General features: G+C 58.2%; 18 protein-coding genes. 7 read left to right on the forward strand and 11 right to left on the reverse strand.

Going from position 1 to position 19,684, the window contains the following annotated elements:
• Positions 1–84 precede the first annotated feature (84 nt).
• The 5 genes from qseB to lysM all read left to right on the forward strand — a co-directional run bounded on the left by qseB (position 85) and on the right by lysM (position 3,652).
• Positions 85–744, forward strand: a complete 660-nt coding sequence (gene qseB, locus HV355_RS07700; RefSeq protein ID WP_182401522.1) for a quorum sensing response regulator transcription factor QseB — start codon at positions 85–87, stop codon at positions 742–744.
• Positions 741–2,078 (forward strand): quorum sensing histidine kinase QseC, encoded by a 1,338-nt coding sequence (qseC, locus tag HV355_RS07705; protein ID WP_182401524.1) that lies wholly within the window; start codon positions 741–743, stop codon positions 2,076–2,078. The genes qseB and qseC overlap by 4 nt, the downstream gene beginning before the upstream one ends.
• Before the next feature lie 104 nt (positions 2,079–2,182).
• Entirely contained in the window at positions 2,183–2,764 is a 582-nt protein-coding gene (locus HV355_RS07710; protein WP_108416232.1) for an NAD(P)H-dependent oxidoreductase, read from the forward strand.
• A gap of 30 nt (positions 2,765–2,794) precedes the next feature.
• Positions 2,795–3,109, forward strand: coding sequence for a putative quinol monooxygenase (locus HV355_RS07715; RefSeq protein ID WP_108416231.1), 315 nt, complete (start codon positions 2,795–2,797; stop codon positions 3,107–3,109).
• 99 nt (positions 3,110–3,208) lie between these two features.
• Positions 3,209–3,652 carry a peptidoglycan-binding protein LysM gene (gene lysM, locus HV355_RS07720; protein WP_108416230.1) on the forward strand — a complete coding sequence of 148 codons (444 nt, stop codon included), beginning with the start codon at positions 3,209–3,211 and terminating at the stop codon, positions 3,650–3,652.
• Positions 3,653–3,684: 32 nt separating this feature from the next.
• Here lysM and HV355_RS07725 read toward each other — a convergent pair whose 3' ends face one another.
• From HV355_RS07725 to HV355_RS07735, 3 genes are read right to left on the reverse strand one after another with little or no spacing between them, the layout of a single operon-like run.
• The gene (locus HV355_RS07725) at positions 3,685–4,872 is read right to left on the reverse strand and encodes a glycoside hydrolase family 88 protein (RefSeq protein WP_182401525.1); all 1,188 of its coding nucleotides are present in this window, start codon (positions 4,870–4,872) and stop codon (positions 3,685–3,687) included.
• Between the two features lie 27 nt (positions 4,873–4,899).
• Positions 4,900–6,165, reverse strand: a complete 1,266-nt coding sequence (locus HV355_RS07730; protein WP_182401527.1) for an oligosaccharide MFS transporter — start codon at positions 6,163–6,165, stop codon at positions 4,900–4,902.
• Between the two features lie 32 nt (positions 6,166–6,197).
• Positions 6,198–8,012 carry a DUF2264 domain-containing protein gene (locus tag HV355_RS07735; RefSeq protein ID WP_182401529.1) on the reverse strand — a complete coding sequence of 605 codons (1,815 nt, stop codon included), beginning with the start codon at positions 8,010–8,012 and terminating at the stop codon, positions 6,198–6,200.
• 166 nt (positions 8,013–8,178) lie between these two features.
• Here HV355_RS07735 and HV355_RS07740 point away from each other — a divergent pair, with 166 nt between their 5' ends.
• Positions 8,179–9,018: an AraC family transcriptional regulator gene (locus HV355_RS07740; RefSeq protein ID WP_182401531.1), complete on the forward strand. Its 840-nt coding sequence runs from the start codon at positions 8,179–8,181 to the stop codon at positions 9,016–9,018.
• Positions 9,019–9,047: 29 nt separating this feature from the next.
• Here HV355_RS07740 and HV355_RS07745 read toward each other — a convergent pair whose 3' ends face one another.
• Genes HV355_RS07745 through HV355_RS07765 form a run of 5 tightly spaced genes read right to left on the reverse strand, consistent with a single transcriptional unit; the run spans position 9,048 to position 13,710 of the window.
• Positions 9,048–9,923 carry a MurR/RpiR family transcriptional regulator gene (locus HV355_RS07745; RefSeq protein WP_182401533.1) on the reverse strand — a complete coding sequence of 292 codons (876 nt, stop codon included), beginning with the start codon at positions 9,921–9,923 and terminating at the stop codon, positions 9,048–9,050.
• Positions 9,920–10,870, reverse strand: a complete 951-nt coding sequence (locus HV355_RS07750; RefSeq protein ID WP_120158620.1) for an iron-siderophore ABC transporter substrate-binding protein — start codon at positions 10,868–10,870, stop codon at positions 9,920–9,922. Before HV355_RS07750 ends, HV355_RS07745 begins: the two co-directional genes overlap by 4 nt.
• A 10-nt stretch (positions 10,871–10,880) precedes the next feature.
• Complete coding sequence (locus HV355_RS07755; protein ID WP_120158619.1) at positions 10,881–11,921, reverse strand: iron ABC transporter permease; 1,041 nt, start codon at positions 11,919–11,921, stop codon at positions 10,881–10,883.
• Complete coding sequence (locus HV355_RS07760) at positions 11,918–12,901, reverse strand: iron ABC transporter permease (RefSeq protein ID WP_120158618.1); 984 nt, start codon at positions 12,899–12,901, stop codon at positions 11,918–11,920. Before HV355_RS07760 ends, HV355_RS07755 begins: the two co-directional genes overlap by 4 nt.
• Positions 12,898–13,710, reverse strand: a complete 813-nt coding sequence (locus HV355_RS07765; RefSeq protein ID WP_182401535.1) for an ABC transporter ATP-binding protein — start codon at positions 13,708–13,710, stop codon at positions 12,898–12,900. Before HV355_RS07765 ends, HV355_RS07760 begins: the two co-directional genes overlap by 4 nt.
• Positions 13,711–14,093: 383 nt before the next feature.
• Here HV355_RS07765 and HV355_RS07770 point away from each other — a divergent pair, with 383 nt between their 5' ends.
• Positions 14,094–16,223: a TonB-dependent siderophore receptor gene (locus tag HV355_RS07770; protein WP_182401537.1), complete on the forward strand. Its 2,130-nt coding sequence runs from the start codon at positions 14,094–14,096 to the stop codon at positions 16,221–16,223.
• A gap of 126 nt (positions 16,224–16,349) precedes the next feature.
• Here HV355_RS07770 and parE read toward each other — a convergent pair whose 3' ends face one another.
• The 3 genes from parE to cpdA are packed head-to-tail and all read right to left on the reverse strand — an operon-like array spanning position 16,350 to position 19,679.
• Entirely contained in the window at positions 16,350–18,242 is a 1,893-nt protein-coding gene (parE, locus tag HV355_RS07775) for a DNA topoisomerase IV subunit B (protein WP_029740698.1), read from the reverse strand.
• 28 nt (positions 18,243–18,270) lie between these two features.
• Entirely contained in the window at positions 18,271–18,852 is a 582-nt protein-coding gene (gene yqiA / locus HV355_RS07780) for an esterase YqiA (protein ID WP_042714984.1), read from the reverse strand.
• A complete protein-coding gene (cpdA, locus tag HV355_RS07785; RefSeq protein WP_042714985.1) occupies positions 18,852–19,679 on the reverse strand; it encodes a 3',5'-cyclic-AMP phosphodiesterase in 828 nt (275 codons plus the stop codon). The genes yqiA and cpdA overlap by 1 nt, the downstream gene beginning before the upstream one ends.
• Positions 19,680–19,684 lie beyond the last annotated feature (5 nt).

Genomic DNA, 19,684 nt, shown 5'->3' on the forward strand with positions numbered 1-19,684 from the left:
CAACTTCTTAAGGGGGAAATTTATTTATTTTTACTGTACAGCATGTCGATTCAGAGGGTTTACTGACGGCATCAAGGAGGGAACATGCGCATTTTACTGGTAGAAGACGACAGGCTCATCGGCGACGGCATCAAAGCGGGCCTGGGCAAAATGGGGTTTAACGTGGACTGGTTTACCGACGGGAAAACCGGTCAGGCCGCGCTGTATAGCGCGCCCTATGATGCCGTAGTGCTGGATCTGACGCTGCCGGAGATCGACGGGCTGGAGATCCTGCGCGCCTGGCGCGAAAGCGGGCGCAGCGAGCCGGTACTGATTCTGACGGCGCGGGATGCGCTGAACCAGCGCGTCGAGGGGCTGCGCCTGGGCGCGGACGATTACCTTTGCAAGCCGTTTGCCCTGATCGAAGTGGCCGCGCGCCTTGAAGCGCTGGTGCGCCGCAGCCACGGCCAGACCCGCAGCGAGCTGCGTCACGGTAAGGTCACGCTCGACCCGACGAGCCTGGTCGCCACGCTGGACGGCGAAACGCTGACCCTCAAGCCAAAAGAGTTCGCCCTGCTGGAGCTGCTGATGCGCAATGCGGGCCGCGTGCTCCCCCGCACAGCAATTGAAGAAAAGCTCTATAGCTGGGATGACGACGTCTCCAGCAACGCCGTGGAAGTTCACGTCCATCATCTTCGCCGCAAGCTCGGCAGCGCGTTTATCCGCACCGTGCACGGCATCGGCTACACCCTGGGTGACGCATGAAACTGAGCCTGAAACTCCGCCTGACGCTGCTCTTCCTGCTGCTCTCCCTGACGGCCTGGTTTGCCGCCAGTCTTGTCGCATGGCAGCAAACGACGCATAAGCTCGACAAGCTCTTTGATACCCAGCAGATGCTGTTTGCCAAACGTCTGCTGACGATGGACCTGGACGAGATCCGCGCGCCGGAGCGCATGCGCGAGGTGCCCAAAAAAGCCAAACACGGGCATCTGGACGATGACGCGCTGGCCTTTGCCATTTTCAGCGCCGACGGCAGCATGATCCTCAACGACGGTGAAAACGGGCACGATATTCCGTATCACTACCGCCGCGACGGGTTTGCTGACGGGCGGCTTCAGGACGACAACGACGAATGGCGCTTCTTATGGCTGACGTCGCCAGACGGTAAATACCGCGTGGTGGTCGGCCAGGAGTGGGAGTACCGCCAGGACATGGCGCTGGACGTGGTGAGCTCGCAGCTTACGCCGTGGCTGGTGGCGCTGCCCGTCATGCTGCTGTTGCTGATCCTGCTGTTGAGCCGCGAGCTGAAGCCGCTGAAAAAGCTGGCGCAGACCCTGCGCTCCCGCACGCCGGATGCCACCGATAAACTCCCAACGGAGGGTGTCCCCACTGAGGTGCGTCCGCTGCTCGACGCCCTGAATCACCTGTTTATGCGCACGCAAGAGATGATGAACCGCGAGCGCCGATTTACCTCCGATGCCGCCCACGAGCTGCGCAGCCCGTTAGCCGCCCTGAAGGTGCAAACCGACGTGGCGCAGCTGTATCAGGACGATCCCGAGGCGCAGTCCAAAGCCCTTTCGCAGCTTCATGCGGGTATCGACCGCGCCTCCCGACTGGTGGATCAGCTCCTTACGCTGTCGCGCCTGGATTCGCTGGATAACCTGGACGGCGTCGAGCCGATTGTCATGGCCGATTTACTGCAGTCCGCGGTGATGGATATTTATCATCCGGCGCAGCAGGCGGGCATTGATGTGCGCCTGAATATCCATGCACCAGAGGTGAAACGCGCGGGTCAACAGCTGCTCCTGAGCCTGCTGGTACGTAACCTGCTGGATAATGCAGTACGTTACAGCCCGCGCGGTAGCGTGGTGGACGTGACGCTGGACGGTCACCGCTTCACCGTGCGTGACAACGGCCCCGGGATTTCCCCCGACGCGCTGGCACGTATTGGCGAGCGCTTTTATCGTCCACCGGGGCAAGATGCCACCGGAAGCGGGCTGGGGTTATCGATTGTTAAACGCATCGCCACCCTCCACGGTATGCGCGTCTCGCTGGCTAATGCGGCTGAAGGGGGCGTTGAGGTCAACGTCAGCTGGTAGGCATTATTGCGCTGTGTGCAAAAGACTTTGCACATTCTGCTTATTTTTCCGCTCCGTCCTCGCGCGTAGAATCCCCGACATACTCTCAACACCGAGGACAAATAATGAGCAACATTTTGATTATCAACGGCGCGAAAGAGTTCGCGCACTCTAAAGGCCAGCTGAATGACACCCTGACCGAGGTCGCGGACGGTTTCCTGCGCGACGCCGGGCATGATGTTAAGGTCGTGCGCGCGGACAGCGACTATGACGTGAAAGCCGAAGTGCAGAACTTCCTGTGGGCCGACGTGGTGATCTGGCAAATGCCGGGCTGGTGGATGGGCGCGCCGTGGACCGTGAAAAAATACATGGATGACGTGTTCACTGAAGGCCACGGTTCGCTGTATGCCAGCGACGGTCGTACCCGTTCAGACGCCGCCAAAAAATACGGTTCCGGCGGCCTGATTCAGGGCAAAAAATATATGCTCTCCCTGACCTGGAACGCCCCGATGGAAGCCTTCACCGAGAAAGATCAGTTCTTCGAAGGCGTGGGCGTAGACGGTGCGTATCTGCCGTTCCACAAGGCGAACCAGTTCCTGGGCATGGATCCGCTGCCGACGTTTATCGTTAACGACGTGATTAAAATGCCTGATGTCCCGAGCTATATCGCAGAATATCGCAAGCATCTCGCGGAAATTTTTGCTTAACTGGTAACCTGGAATTAGAAGGAGTTAACCATGCTTACCGTAATTGCTGAAATTCGTACTCGTCCAGGTCAACATCACCGTCAGGCGGTGCTGGATCAGTTCGCGAAGATTATCCCGACCGTACTTGAAGAAGAAGGCTGCCACGGCTATGCGCCGCTGGTGGATGCAGCCACTGATGCCAGCTTCCAGGCGACCGCGCCGGATTCAATCATGATGGTTGAACTGTGGGAAACCGTGGCGCACCTCGAGGCGCACCTGCAGACTCCGCACATGAAAGCGTGGAGCGAGGCGGTAAAAGGTGACGTGCTGGATACCCATATCCGTATTCTCGAACCCGCGCAGTAAGTCTTTCCCCCAACCTTCTCTTTCGGAGAGGGTTGGGTAGGTCACCCTTCCCTTCCCTGCTATGCTTATCCTGTTACTGTTTTCACTGGAGAAAAAGGAATGGGAATTTTTAATTTCGTTAAAGAAGCAGGTGAGAAACTGTGGGACAACCTCACAGAGTCGCATAAGGATGCAGGCGACAAAGTCAGCGAGCACCTCAAAAAGCTGAATATTCCTGGCGCGGATAAAGTCCAGGTCACCGTTACCGACGGCAAAGCCAGCGTGACGGGCGATGGGCTGACGCAAGAGCAGAAAGAGAAAATTCAGGTTGCCGTGGGGAACATCGCAGGGGTGAGCGAGGTGGAGAACAACATCACCGCCACCGATGCCGAAGATGAAGCGACCTACTACACGGTTAAATCAGGTGACACCCTGAGCGCCATCTCCAAAACGGTGTATGGCAATGCCAACCTGTACAACAAGATTTTCGAGGCGAACCGCCCGATGCTCTCCAGCCCGGATAAAATTTATCCAGGCCAGACGCTGCGCATCCCGAAAGCGTAACCGCAGAGTCGGGGGGACCTCCCCCGACTGTTTTACCAGTACGATTTCCAGCTTTGCGTAAAGCGCACCAGCGCCTCAACGTAGAAGTAATCCCCCCAGCTTGCGCACTCATCCACCCCTTTATTGCTCGCCAGGTGATACACCGAGTGCTTCAGCAGCCCGTTGCCCTTCTCCTCTTTGCCCATCAGATAGTGCTTCGTCAGGGACGACATGATCCCTTTCGCCCACTCCAGATAGCGCTCGCGATCCGGATCCGTAACCGGCAGATGCTTCACCAGTTCCAGCAGCCCGCATACCGCGATGGCCGCCGAGGACGAATCGCGCAGCGCGTCGGTGCCCACCAGCGCCAGATCCCAGTGGCAGACAGAATCCTCCGGCAGTCGGTTGAGGAAGTAGTTCGCCAGCCGCTTCGACAGGGCGATCATCGTCTCGTCACCGGTATAAACATAGCTCAGCAGGAAGCCGTAAATGCCCCACGCCTGCCCGCGCGACCAGCACGAGTCGTCGGCGTAGCCCTGCTGGGTATTACCGTAGCGCGGCGCGCCGGTGTTCACATCCATATAGTAGGTGTGGAACGTCGAGGCATCCTCACGGATGAGATACGTCGCCGCCTGCATGACGTGCGCTTTTGCAGCGTCGGCAAAGCGCGGATCGCCGGTTTGTTCCGTCGCCCAGTAGAGTAGCGGCAGGTTCATGTTGCAGTCGATGATCATCCGTCCGGCCTGTTCCGGATCGGCCAGATCGCCCCACGCCTGAATGATCTTCGCCTTCTCATGGAAGCGCTCCAGCAGGGCTTCCGCCGCCAGCAGGGAAAACCCGCGCGCCTCGCGGTTCCCGGTCAGCCGCCAGGCCGCCACGCAGGAGAGCGTGTACAGGAAGCCCAGATCGTGGGTGTTGGTGTCATTGCGTCCGGCGATGCGCAGGCCGAACGAGCGCACGTGCTTTTCCGCCATCGCGCGGAATTTCGCCTCGCCGCTCATCTCCCACGCCAGCCACAGCTGGCCGGTCCAGAAGCTGGTGGTCCACTCCACGTTATCGGTCAGCGGGTAAAAACCGTCCTTACAGGTTTCCGCCGGGAACTGCTCGCCGAATTCGGTTAAATGACGGCTAATCAGGCCGAGGACATGGCCGCGTGCCGAGCTGAGTTCATCGCTAAATGCGCGTGGGTCAACGGGCGCGGCAATCGCAGGCAGGCGCTCCTCTTTGATACGACTTAACATATTTCGGTTCCTTCTTTGACGGCGTAATTATCGGGTAGAGGTTTCTGCTACGTTCAGCGTGCGGGGCCCACGCCATTTGCTCTGACAGGCGGATAACGTGAAGGCAGAAATAAGGGTAAAGGTCAGCGCCGTGGCGCCCATGATGATATAGGTCTGTTCAAAGCCGATGCGATCATACAGATATCCCGCAGGCGAAGAGATGACCACGTTACCGACGTACAGCATTGCCTGATAGCCCAGTAAATACATGGTGGCGTTCACGCGCTTATCGAAATGTTCGGCGATGTATTTAAAGACGGAGACCAGCAGCAGGCAGATTTCCAGGCCGTACAGCGGCTTCAGCACGGAAATTAACAGGTGTGAATCGCACATGCCGGAAATAATCAGACGTGCTCCCACCACCAGACCGACAATTAACAGCCCGCGCTTGGCGCCAATAAAGTTGACGAACAGCGGGATCACCATATACATAACGAACTCCATGCCGGACTGTGCGGTGCCCAAATAGCCAAACACCGCGTTGCCCTGGTGGATATCGTCAAAGAAGGTGACGAAATAGCGCGAGAACTGCTGTTCGGCGATAAACATCATCCACGCCACGCCCGCCACGTACAGGCAGAAAGCCCAGAATTTACGGCTGCGCAGCAGAGCGTACACGTCCGAAGGGGCGATTTTCTCTTTGGTAAGCACCTCACCGGCGTGAACGGAGTTAGTGTTCACTTTCAGGCTGAGCAGGACAATCAGCATCACCACAGAGGTCACGCTGCCCATAATAAAGTTATACGCAGGCGAGAGGTTAAACAGCAGGCCGGAGAAGGACGACGCCACCGCCCAGCCGAGCGATCCCCACATACGGATCTGTCCGAACTCCATGCCGTTCAGGCGGCTGAAGCGGTCAGAATAGGATTCACACGCCGCCACGCCCGCATACCAGGCAAAGCTCAAATAGAGCGCGCCGATAATTATCCCCAACATGGTGTTGGAGATTAACAGCGGCTGATAGACGTAAATAAAGAACGGCGCCATCAGGGCCGACATGGCGACCACAAAATAGAGCAGGTATTTGCTCATGCCGATTTTATCGAGAATATAGCCGTAGATAGGTTTGAGAATAACGGAGAAAATACCGTTCACCGCGAATACGGTTCCGATCACCGCCCCGCTGAGATTCGCTTTTTGACCGAGCCAGATAGCCAGCAGACCAATACTGGCGGACCAGGTAAAGAAATAGAGAAAAATAAAGCTGCTGATTTTGTAATATTCGGTTCTGTTGGTTATCGATGTATTTTTCATACCATCCTCGCCGAGGTGTAGGGTCAGAATTTTTATAATGTGAACGACAGTTGACGTTCGCCTCCAGGTTCGCGGATCTCGACCTGGTTTTGAGTGATATTCAGGTGCGGGCTGGCCGCACTATTTTGCTTTTCGCTGGCAAAGACGGCGCAGCAGAGCCAGCTTTCGCCTTGAGGGATATCGGTTTTTAACAGCGGAATGGTGGCGCACGCCGGGAACATGATGCTGCTGTTCGGCGGCGTAACGATGCTGTCCGGCAGGCGCGTGATGGCGGGCGACAGATCGACAATCACGCTGCTGCCGTTCTCGGCTGCCAGATAACAGCCGCGCTCGCGGATCTGGTGTTCGGTTTTCATCACCGCAAACCCGCCCTCGGCCGTTTGCAGCGCGCGTGCGCTGTTGATGCGGTGCAGGCGCAGATGCCATTCCCCGAACGGCACTTGCCAGGTGTCGATATGCACGTCGTGCCAAGGCGACCAGCGCGAGTAGAGGTAATTTTCATCCACCCGCACCGCTTCGCATTCTCGGCGACCGCGGTAGTAATCGTCTCCGTCCGCCAGCAGCAGCATGGAATCACAGGCCGCATGCTTCAGGCCAAAGCGCCCGCGCTCAATGGTGAAACCAAAGCGGCTGGAGTAGGCAAATTTAGTGTATTTGGCGTCGGTATTGACGTAGTTATTCAGCTCAAGCTGTCCGGCGGTAAGCATGGTGACGTGCTGCGACTTTTCCGCATGGATAAGGATCTGCTGGGCATGCGGAATCACGTGCTTTTCAGCCAGCGCGGGCAGCGGCTCCTCATCGGCCAGCCAGAACGGATGCGTCTCCGGCAGCGCCAGAATGAGCCAGGTTTTCAGCGCCCAGTATGGCGAACCGGGCGAGTTGTAGTCCTCGCACATCGCGAGGTTCGGATAGGCAAAGCCGAGGGTCAAAATGCCGTCGCGATCGGTAATCGGCTGCTGCTGCCACCAGCGCAGATGGCGCAGAATAATGCCCTTCACGATGCCCGGCGTGAACACATCCAGCCCGGAAAAAGCCACCGCGCTCCAGAACGCGACCATCGCAAAACGGTAAGTCAGGCTGCGGCCAAACGGCACCGAGGCACCATCGGCAGCGGACCAGTAGATAAAGTCTTCCGCGAACAGACGCGAGCGTTCGCGCAGCACGTCCGCCCTCGCCTCGTCGCCGCTCAGGGCGGCGTAGATCAGCCCGTAGAAGTGGAAGGCCATTGAAATGTAATAATCTTTCGGACGCCCCGGACCGTCGGAATACCAGCCGTCGCCCAGATAGTACGCGTCCATCAGCGCAAAGCGATGGTCGATGGCGCGCTGATCATACGGCAGCCCGGCGCGCTTGAATCCAAGCTGGACCATGATGGCGAAGTAGTTCCAGTTGCTGTCCGGCATCTGCGCGTCGGTAATCTGGCTGAGCCAGGCGTGGAGGTTCATCACTTCGCGCTCGGTGAAGCGCTCGAGGAGTTTGTCACCCAGTAGAGACAGCCCCAGACCGTAGGCCGCCATCTCCACCAGACGCTGATCGTAGGGGCCGGTTTCACCCCAGTAGCCCGCGCTTTGCGGATCGGTGCCCAGTTTGATGGCGTCCAGGTATTTCTCACTCCACGACTCGCCCTCGCCGCCCGCCATCAGCGGAAACAGCCCCCACAGCGCGCGGGAAAGCCCTTCCATCTGCGCGATATCCGTCGCGTAATGCGCGCAGGTCTCGCCCAGCGAAAAACGTGAACTGCCCGGCGGAAACTGCTTATCCAGCGCGCCCAGCATCCCGTTTAAATACGCCACCACGTCCCGGCGTGAAGACAACGGATTTGATTTTTCTTTGTTTGCCGCCCACATAGGTTTGCCCTCGTAATCAACTGCGGCAAAGCATAGTGAATCCGCAAGGGGCAGAAATGTTAGCCGCGTCACAGGTGAGAACGATGAATAAACCTACAGTTAAGAAAATTTAAAAAGGTGGTTTATAAATAGCATCTGACGGGAAAAAGTTGAGTTCTATTGCACTATGCACGACACGCCAACGTCCGATCATCTGGAGCTGATTACCCTAAACGACACCGTGGTGTCGTTCAGCCGCCTGTTCGCCAATACCGTGCGTTACCACCACTGGCATCAGTGTCTGGAAATTCTCTATGTGGAAGAAGGGTTTGGCGTCGCGATTGTCGACAACCGGCATTACACCATGCGCCCCGGCCGGCTGTTTTTCTTCCCACCCTTTACCCTGCACAAGGTGATGGTGGACGCGCAGGCGGAGGCCATTTACCGGCGCACCATCATTCATCTCGATCATCACGCCGTGCTGAAAAACCTGCGTGATTTCCCGCAAACCCGGCAGCGGCTGGAGCGGCTTTCACGCCGCGGCGGTGAGGCGTGGGTCGCTGACCTGGCGCATTGCCATCACCATGTCGATCATCTGTTGGGCTGTTATCAGTCGCCCATGAACAGCGAGGCCATTGCCGGGCTGCTGATCGGCCTGTTTGCCATGCTGCCCGACGATCGCGACGGCACGCCGGGCAGCAGCCAGGGGATCGCAAGCCAGGTAATGTTCTGGCTGGATGAGCACTATCAGGAGAAGTTCCGCCTGGACGCGCTGGCCGCAGAGCTGGGCAAATCGCGCAGCTACGTGTCGCGAAAATTCCATGCGGAGACGGGCGAGAAGATCCACGACTACCTCAACACGTTACGGCTGCGTAAGGCCTGCGAGTGTTTACTTCACACGGATTCGAGCGTGCGAGACATCGCGGCGCAGACGGGGTTCTCCGACGTGACGTGGTTCATCAGCGCGTTTAAAAAAGGGATTGGCGAGACGCCGCTGCAGTACAGGAAGAACCATCGTTCGCTTTGACGCCCTCTCCCACAGGAAGAGGAGGAAAATCAACCACTCTTCTTCCCCGGCTTTAATCCACGATGTAACTCGTTGATGCGCTTCATCGACTTAATGGTGCGCTGCGGCTCGGTGGAGGCGACGGACAAAATAATCATTTCAAGGCACAGCAGCACCGTGCCGTGGAGCGGGATTTTGCCCTTCTCGCCGCCGCGCGGAACGTGGATCACCACGCTGGCCTCTTTACTGAATCGCGAGTCGGTCGCGTTAGTCAGCAAAATGGTGGGAATGCCCAGACGTTTCGCCTCGCGCAGCGTGGTCTGCCCTTCCCGGTGCGCGGATTTCTGCGCCATCATCATCAGCACATCGCCGCGCTGAAGCGCAATAAGCTGTTCGGCAAGCCCTATCCCGGTGCGGTTGAGCGGGATCGCGGGAAGTCCCATACGGCTGAACAACCTGGCAGTGTAATCGGCCAGAATACCGGATGCGCCAATGCCAAAAATAGCGACCTGCCTCGCCTGTGCCAGCAGCGACACGGCCTGCGCCATCGCATAGCGGTTGTGTGGTTCAGACAGCACCTCGCAGGTGTGCCGATGCCCCTCCAGCACGAAATCGATGCTCGTATTCACATCGCTGGTCAGCGTATTCACCGTGGAAGACATTTTCTCGCTGGAAGTCACCACCGGGCCGAACCACTGCTCGAGCGTCTGCTTCAGATCGCGCAATCCGGCAAAACCGAGCGCCTGGATAGCGCGAACGACAGTGGCATCTGAGGTGTTAAGCAGCGTCGCGATCTCCATCGCCGTCTGCTCCATGACCGCTTCACGATTTTCATTGATATAGCGCGCCACCAGCAGCAGCCGTGGCGTGAGCTGGTTCGCCCGCGAACGGAAGCGGTCACCGTACAAATCGACTTTGCGGATCACCGTGATGCCTCCGGCAGCGGACGTCCCGCAATCTGCGACTGCACCTGCGCGACCATCAGGCCTAACGAGGCGAACGAGTTCGAGATGGCCTCCTCGCGAGAGATGAGCACGTAATGCCCGGTACGGCAGGCGTTGAGGAACTGGCACCATCCTGGCATCACCGCGTCCATCGCCGCCAGCTCGTCCTGCGGCTTGCCGCCGGTATCGCCGCGCCAGGTGGCGAAGACGAAATCGGCATCCAGCTCCGGCAGGCGCTCGGCGCTGACGTCGATACGCCCACCGTCCGGGATGCTCTCAATCAGCGGTGGAAACGTGAATCCTGCGTCGCGCAGCACGCGTCCAAGCGAGTGGTAGCTGTGCATGGCGTTGATTTTTCCCTGATTGGCCTGAATCACCGACACGGTTAACGTGCGGGTGTCGATAGTCGCTTTCAGGGCCTTGATTTGCTCCTGATAGCGACGCTCCAGAACCTTCAGCCGCGCCTGCGTACCGGTGAGCTGCGCCAGCTTGCGGTAGATTTCGGGCGCACCGCCGTCGAGGTGATCGATGCTCACCGTCGGGGCAATTTTTTCCAGCTGTTCTACCGGCGTGTTACGGGTCGGCTCGGTGATGATCAGGTCCGGCTTCGCGGCGGCGATGGCTTCAATGTCGATATCCGCAGTGCCGATGAATTTGATATCGGAATTATCAAAATCGACGCCGGTTAACATGCCGCTGGAACGCAGAAAATGGCTGCCGTCCGGTCGGGTGCGGCCATGGCTGGCAACCGGGGGTACCCCAAGCTCAATCAGCGGGATGGTGATATCCAAATCGTGCAACGAGACGATCCGCTTCGGATGCACCGGCACCACCACGTTGCGGTTCAGATCGTCTGTAAACCTCTGCGTCGGTTCCTCCGCACTCGCCACAAACCCTACCAGCAACAGCATTGTCAAAAGTACGCGCATCACACTCCCTCTAAAATCGGTCCCGACGCTGCCAGAGCAGCAGCAGGAAAAACGGCCCGCCAATCAGTGAAATCACAATCCCCGCCGGCAGCTGTAGCGGCAAAAATGCCAGACGCCCGACGTTATCCGCCAGCAGCACCAGCAGCGCGCCCAGCACGGCGCTTCCCGTCAGCAATGCTGTTTGCCCACCGCGCAGCAGCAGGCGCGCCATATGCGGTGCAATCAGCCCCACGAAACCCATACTCCCCACACAGGAGACGCAGGCCGCGGTGAGCACGACCGGTGCAAGCACGCGCAACAAGGCAAGTCGTGAAGTGCGCACGCCAAGCCCGGTCGCGGTGTGGTTACCCAACAGCGCTACATCGGCGGCGCGTGCGGTAAAGAGCAGCAGCGCGAACGCGGGAAGCGTCCAGGCTGCCGCAATGCTGACCAGCATCCAGTTTGCCGCATGCAGGCTTCCCGCCAGCCACAGCATCGCGGTCTGCACGTCGCGCACGTCTGCGGTAGTCATAAAAACGCCCATTGCGGCGGCAAACGCCCATGACACGCCGATACCCGTCAGGATGAATCGCGGACGGGAAATATCGCGTGCCAGCGCCACCACCAGCAGCGCGGTCAGCAGCCCACCGGCCATGCCGACCAGCGGTCGCCAGTACAGGCTAAGCGCCGGGAACTGAAAAATCAGCAACAGCACCGCCGCGCTACAGCCCTCTTTCACGCCGATAAGCCCGGGGTCAGCAAGGCCATTGCGGGTGATGGACTGCATCGCCGCCCCCGCCATACCGAGCATCGCGCCGCACAGCACCGCCATCAGCAGGCGCGGCAGACGGATATCCATCACGATGTAATGCGTCTCTGCTTCCAGCGTCTGCGGATAAAACAGCGCACGCCCGATGGCAGAGGCAGGAATGGGCAGCGAGCCGTGGGTCAGACCAAAACTGAGCAGCAAGAAGGCAGCCAGCGATAAAAATGCCAGGCATGCCAGCGCTTTTGGACGAACCAGCGCCGAAAGGGGGCCGACGCGTAGCGCACGCAGTCCCGCCCGGCTCATTTGAACATCCTCGACGCCAGGAAGATAAAGACGGGCGCACCGACCAGCGCGGTCATGACGCCGGTTGCCAGCTCATACGGCGTAAACAGCGTGCGGGCGGCTACATCCGCCAGCAGGAGAACCAGCGCCCCACACAGGGCCGAAAGCGGCACCATTGCGCGGATGTCCACCGTCACCAGGCGGCGGATCAGCTGTGGTACCACAAGGCCGATAAAACCAATCGGTCCGGCGATGGAGACCGCCGCGCCGCAGAGCAGTGCAATCGCCAGCAGCGCGAACAGGCGCGTTTTCAGCAATGAGACGCCAAGCCCCTGCGCCATTCTGTCGCCCAGCGCCAGCATGTTGAGCGAGGGCGAGAGCCACAGCGCCAGCGCAAAGCCAGCGGCAGCAACCCCTGCAGCGCTCCCTATCGTCCCGGCGCTGAGCCCCGCTAAATCTCCCGCCAGCCAGGTGCGCATGGCGAGCAGCGTCTGTTCATCAAGGATTAATATCGCGGCAGTCACCGATGAGGCAAATGCCGACATCGCCACGCCGCACAGCGTGACTTTCATCGGCGTCAGCCCGGTGCGACCAGACGAGGAGAACGTCAGCACCAGCAGAAACAGCGCCGCGGCGCCAACGGCGGCAACGAGCGGGCGACCAAACGGCAGCGACAGCCCCAGCGCGCTGGTGATAACTACCGCCAGCGCCGCCCCTGCATTCAGCCCCAGAATATGCGGCTCGCCGAGCGGGTTACGGATCACCGACTGCAGTAGCACGCCCGCCACGCCGAGCGCGGCGCCAGTCACCATTGCGGCGCAGAGACGCAGCAGCCGGAGCCTGATAATCACGTTATGGTCGAAATTGCGCGGATCAAAATAGAAGAATGCATCCACTACCGTCCGGGGAGCGATAAAGCGCGCGCCGATGCCCAGATGTGCAATCGCGCCCATCGCCAGCAGCAATGTGAATACAAGGAATGCCAGAGAGGTGCGCATCATGGTTGTTCTGCGACCTTTCGAAACGGCATAAAGAACGGCTTTCCGGTCATTGGGTTAACGGACATATGTACGTCGACGTCAAACACCGTTTTGATCAGCGACGGCGTGCAGGTGTCGCCTTCATGTAATACACCCTCGACTTTGCCCTGGCGTAAAAAAACCAGCGAATCGCCGTAGTTCACCGCGAAGTTGAGATCGTGCAGCACCACCACCACGGTGCGCCCGTGCTGGCGGGTCAGGGTGTGCAGCAGCTCCAGGATCTCCACCTGATAGCGAAGGTCGAGATACGTCGTGGGCTCATCCAGCAGGATATACGGCGTTTGCTGCGCCAGCACCATGGCGATCCAGCAGCGTTGACGCTGACCGCCGGACAGGCTTTCAACCGGCAGATGAGCAAACTCTGCCGTTCCGGTCAGGCGTAATGCCTCCTCCACCGCCAGCTCATCTTCATCACTCCACTGACGCATAACGTTCTGCCAGGGAAAGCGCCCGCGCGAAACCAGTTCAAAAACGGTTAACCCCTCCGGCAACAGCGGAGACTGCGGCAAAATGCCAAGCTGACGGGCGACCGCTTTGGTCGGCTGTTCATGAATGGCTTTGCCATCCAGCACGACGCTGCCGCCAAGCGGCTGTAGCAGACGCGCGAGGGTGCTCAACAGCGTGGATTTGCCACAGCCGTTTGCCCCCACCAGAACGGTCATCTTCCGTTGCGGGATCGCGAGGGAGATATCATCAACGATGATTTTTTTGTGATAACCCGCAGAAAGATTCTCCAGAACCAGTCCCGGTTTTGTCGTGTTATGCGCCACGTGAATGCCAACGTAATGAAAAACCAATAAATAAAAATAAAACTCATTCTCTTTTGAGAAGTTTGCCGCTGCGCCATGTAGTAGTCAAGTGAATAAAAGCCCTGAATAAACCAGGGGTGATCGCAACAGATCACGCAAAGTCAAATCAATAAATACCAATCTATTTCAACAAGTTAAATGTCAATCACTTTGATTTTAACGGTACGGAAATCACTGTAGTCATTTTTTTACTTTTTCCATTTACTACTACAATCCCGCATGATTGAATGATTCTCAATTACAAGTTCGATGCCATTCAGGCTAACGAACAGACCGTAAGGGCAATGACTCACACATTTTTCCGCGAAGATTGTTTCGCCGGATATTCTGGGAAAACAGATGTAATGGCTAAGTTCACACCTTCATTCTCTGGGGTAAAAGGGCGCGTGCTCTTTTCTCTGTTGTTTATGGCACCTTTGGTACACGCAGCGGCAAACGACGGCGAGACCCTGACCGTTACCGCCGATCCGAATGCGGCCCTCGACGCCACCAGCGGCTATCAGCCCCTGAACACCTCCACCGCCACGCTGACCAACATGCCGATGCTGGACATCCCGCAGGTGGTCAATACCGTCAGCAATAACGTGCTGGAAGACCAAAACGCGACCACGCTCGACGAGGCGCTGTATAACGTCAGCAACGTGGTGCAGACCAACACCCTGGGCGGCACGCAGGATGCCTTTGTGCGCCGTGGTTTTGGCGCGAACCGTGACGGCTCGATCATGACCAACGGCCTGCGCACCGTGCTGCCGCGCAGCTTTAACGCCTCAACCGAACGCGTGGAGGTGCTGAAAGGCCCGGCCTCAACCCTGTACGGTATTCTTGACCCCGGCGGCCTGATTAACGTCGTCACCAAACGCCCGGAGAAAACCTTCGGCGGCTCGATTTCTGCCACCTCGACCAGCTTTGGCGGCGGTACCGGACAGTTTGACGTCACCGGCCCGATTGACGGCACGCGTCTGGCGTATCGCCTGACGGGGGAATATCAGGACGAAGACTACTGGCGCAATTTCGGCACCGAACGCAGCACCTTTATCGCCCCGTCGCTCACCTGGTTTGGCGATGACGCCACCGTGACCGTGCTCTATTCGCATCGCGACTATAAAACGCCGTTCGATCGCGGAACGATCTTCGATCTCAACACCAAAAAAGCTGTCGACGTCGATCGCAAAACCCGCTTCGACGAATCGTTTAACGTCACCGACGGGCAGTCCGATCTCGCGCAGATCAACGCGGAGTATCGCCTTAACAGCCAGTGGACTGCGAAGTTCGACTACAGCTACAGCCAGGATAAGTACAGCGATAACCAGGCGCGCGTGATGGCCTACGATTCAAAAACCGGCAACCTGACCCGCCGCGTGGATGCCACCCAAGGCTCAACCCAGCGGATGCATACGACGCGGGCGGATCTGCAGGGGAACGTGGATATCGCCGGTTTCTACAACGAAATCCTGACCGGCGTGTCGTATGAGAATTACGATCTGCTGCGCACGGATATGATGCGCTGTAAGAACGTCAAAGGTTTCAATATCTACAATCCGACGTATGGGAATCTCGACAAGTGCACCACCGTCTCGGCGTCCGACAGCGACCAGACCATTAAGCAGGAGAGCTACTCCGCCTACGCGCAGGACGCGCTGTACCTGACCGATAAATGGATCGCCGTCGCCGGACTGCGCTACCAGTATTACACCCAGTACGCGGGGAAAGGCCGTCCGTTTAACGTGAATACCGACAGCCGCGACGACCAGTGGACGCCGAAGCTGGGGCTGGTGTACAAGCTCACCCCGGCAGTCTCGCTATTTGCCAACTATTCCCAGACGTTTATGCCGCAGTCGTCCATTGCGAGCTACATCGGCGACCTGCCGCCGGAAACGTCTAATGCGTATGAAATCGGTGCTAAGTTTGACCTTTTCGACGGCATTACCGCCAATATTGCGCTGTTTGATATCCACAAGCGCAACGTGCTGTACACCGAAAGCGTGGGTGATGAAACCATCGCCAAAACCGCAGGCCGCGTGCGCTCGCAGGGCGTAGAAGTGGATCTTGCGGGGTCGCTGACTGAGAACACCAACATTATTGCCAGCTACGGCTATACCGACGCGAAGGTGCTGGAAGACCCGGACTATGCGGGCAAACCGCTGCCAAACGTGCCGCGCCATACCGGCTCCCTGTTCCTGACCTACGATATTCAGAATGCGTTTGCCGGGAATACGCTGACGCTGGGCGGCGGCGGGCACGGCGTAAGCCGTCGTTCCGCAACTAACGGTGCGGATTATTATCTCCCGGGCTATTTCGTGGCGGATGCGTTTGCGGCGTATAAGATGAAGCTGCAGTATCCGGTGACGCTGCAGGTGAACGTGAAAAACCTGTTTGATAAGACCTACTACACGTCGTCCATTGCGACCAACAACCTGGGCAACCAGATTGGCGATCCGCGCGAAGTGCAGTTTACGGTGAAGATGGAGTTTTGACGTCAGTGCGAGGCGTTCCCCTCACCCTAACCCTCTCCCCAGAGGGGCGAGGGGATCGATCGTAGGCCCGGTAAGCGCAGCGCCACCGGGCAAAAAAAAGCCCTGCATCGCAGGGCTTTTTCAGCATCAGGCCTCGATATCCGCCATATCGCCTTTCTCCTGCAGCCAGTTACGTCGGTCTTCCGAACGTTTCTTGGCAAGGAGCATATCCATCATGGCGTTGGTTTGCTGTTCGTCTTCGTCGCTGATCGTTAGCTGTACCAGACGGCGCGTGTTCGGATCCAACGTCGTTTCGCGAAGCTGCATCGGGTTCATCTCACCCAGCCCTTTAAAGCGCTGCACGTTCGGTTTGCCCTTCTTGCGCTTCAGCTGTTCCAGCACGCCCGCTTTTTCTTCTTCCGTCAGCGCGTAGTAAACCTCTTTACCGAGATCGATACGGTAGAGCGGCGGCAGCGCCACGTGAACGTGACCGTTTTTCACCAGCGTTTTGAAGTGCTTCACGAACAGCGCGCACAGCAGCGTGGCGATGTGCAGACCATCGGAGTCCGCATCCGCGAGGATACAGATTTTGCCGTAGCGCAGCTGGCTCAGATCGTCGCTGTCCGGATCGATGCCGATCGCCACCGAGATATCGTGAACTTCCTGCGAGGCCAGCACTTCATCAGAAGAGACCTCCCAGGTATTCAGGATCTTACCCTTGAGCGGCATGATCGCCTGATATTCACGATCGCGCGCCTGCTTGGCCGATCCGCCCGCCGAGTCCCCTTCCACGAGGAACAGCTCGGTACGGTTGAGATCCTGCGCGGTACAGTCCGCCAGCTTGCCCGGCAGCGCGGGGCCGCTGGTCAGCTTTTTACGCACCACTTTCTTCGCGGCACGCAGACGACGCTGAGCGCTGGAGATCGCCATTTCAGCCAGCATTTCTGCTGCCTGAACGTTCTGGTTCAGCCACAGGGTAAACGCATCTTTTACCACGCCGGAAACGAACGCCGCGCACTGACGTGACGACAGACGCTCTTTGGTCTGACCGGCAAACTGCGGATCCTGCATCTTCACGGAGAGCACGTAGGCGCAGCGATCCCAGATATCTTCCGCAGACAGCTTCACGCCGCGCGGCAGGATGTTGCGGTATTCGCAGAATTCGCGCATCGCGTCCAGCAGCCCCTGACGCAGGCCGTTGACGTGCGTACCGCCCAGCATGGTCGGGATCAGGTTAACGTAGCTTTCGGTCAGCAGCTCGCCGCCTTCCGGCAGCCACAGTAGCGCCCAGTCCACGGCTTCTGTATCGCCGCTAAAGTTACCGACAAACGGTTTTTCCGGCAGCGTTGGCAGGCCGTTTACCGCTTCGCACAGGTAGTCGTTCAGACCATCGGCGTAGCACCAGGTTTGCGCGGTATTGTTAACGTGGTCTGTAAAAGTGATTTCCACGCCCGGACACAGCACCGCTTTGGCTTTCAGCAGGTGCGTCAGGCGAGAAACAGAAAAACGCGGGCTGTCGAAGAAGCTTTCGTCAGGCCAGAAGTGGACGCTGGTGCCGGTGTTGCGTTTTCCGCACGTGCCGACAACCTGCAGATCCTGCACCTTATCGCCGTTTTCAAAGGCGATGTTATAGACCTGGCCGTCGCGACGAACGTTCACTTCCACGCGTTTGGACAGGGCGTTCACCACGGAAATGCCCACGCCGTGCAGGCCACCGGAGAACTGGTAGTTTTTGTTGGAGAACTTACCGCCCGCATGCAGACGGCAGAGGATCAGCTCAACGGCAGGCACGCCCTCTTCCGGGTGGATATCCACCGGCATGCCGCGCCCGTCGTCGATAACTTCCAGCGACTGATCGGCGTGCAGGATAACGTCAACGCGTTTGGCATGGCCTGCCAGCGCTTCGTCCACACTGTTATCAATAACTTCCTGGCCCAGGTGGTTTGGGCGCGTCGTATCGGTGTACATCCCCGGGCGGCGGCGAACCGGCTCAAGCCCGGTGAGTACCTCAATGGCATCAGCGTTATAGGTTTGCGTCATGATTTAAGCTAGCAATTCGCATTGATTGTCAGTGGCTGTGCAGTCCAAGAAAATCGACAATCTGGGTGAAATGATCCTCAAAGCCCGTGAAAGCATGGTTTCCGCCCTCTTCTATAGTCTGGCGGCAGGATGCGTAATACGCCACTGCCTGGCGGTAATCCAGCACTTCATCACCCGTCTGCTGCAGCAGCCAGATGAGATCCGGCGCTTCAAGCGGGTCGACCTGCATAACTTTGAGATCGTAAATATGGCGTGACTCTAGCACATATTGTTGGCCGGTGTAGGGGTTCTCGTTTTCGCCAAGAAAGTCCCTCAGTAGCTCAAATGGCCGTACCGCTGGGTTAACCACCACTGCGGGCAGCATAAAGCATTGCGACAGCCAGGTGGCGTAATATCCTCCCAGCGATGAACCGACCACGCCAAAGGATTCGCCACCGTGTTCGAGGACGATCGATTCCAGCATCTCCGCCGCTTCCGCCGGGTAGGGCGGCAGTTGCGGGACAATCATCTCAACGTGCGGATGATGCTCGCTCAGCCAGTGGCGAAACTGCGTCGCTTTCGCGGAGCGCGGCGAGCTGTTGAACCCGTGAAGATAGAGAAGCGTAGACATCAATAGCCTTCTGAAGCGGTATCGGGGCGGAATTTTGCGCCTGACAAACGGCACACTTCTGTCGTCAGGTTGCCATCGGCATGCAGTTCCAGCCAGCGCCAGCCTGGTGCGATGGTGTCCAGGGTGAAGTTGGCGCAATGCGGCTTAAATTGCACGCAAGTGGACGGCGTGGCGAGCATTCTGCGGCCATTCCAGTCGAGATCCTGTTCCTGATGAATGTGTCCGCACAGCAGATTTTTCACGCGAGGGAAGTTCACCAGCACGCTGTCCAGCGCCGCTGAGTTACGCAGGCTGTGTTGATCGAGCCAGCTGCAGCCCGCTGGCAGCGGATGATGATGAAGCAACAGCAGCGTATTGCGTGCCGGTTCGGCAGCCAGTTTGGTTTCGAGCCAGTCAAGCTGAAACTCGCTTAACTCACCGTGCGGGACGCCAAAGACCTGGCTGTCGAGCAGTAAAATTTGCCAGTGGTCCCCAGCAAAAACACACTTCGCCGGGGAGATACCCGACTCTAGGAGCGAACTGTACATGGCAGGCTGGAAATCATGGTTGCCGGGCAGCCATACGCAAGGCACGCTGAAGCTCGCGATGCCTTCAGCAAAATGCTGGTAGGCCGCGGAGGACTGATCCTGCGCCAGATCGCCCGTTGCGACAATCAGATCGCAGGCGCGATTTTCGGCGTGAATCGCGTTGAGTACAGCCTGATAGCTCTCCCAGGTATTCACGCCCAGCAGCGTTTCATGCTTTTCGGCAAAAAGGTGGGTATCGGTGATTTGTAATATCCTGACTGGCGCCCCACCAGCAACAGTCAGGTTCAACAGGCTTTCCAAATGGT

Origin of the sequence: Enterobacter sp. RHBSTW-01064 (assembly GCF_014103035.1) — a bacterium.
In the GTDB taxonomy this organism is placed as follows: Bacteria; Pseudomonadota; Gammaproteobacteria; order Enterobacterales; family Enterobacteriaceae; genus Enterobacter; species Enterobacter mori.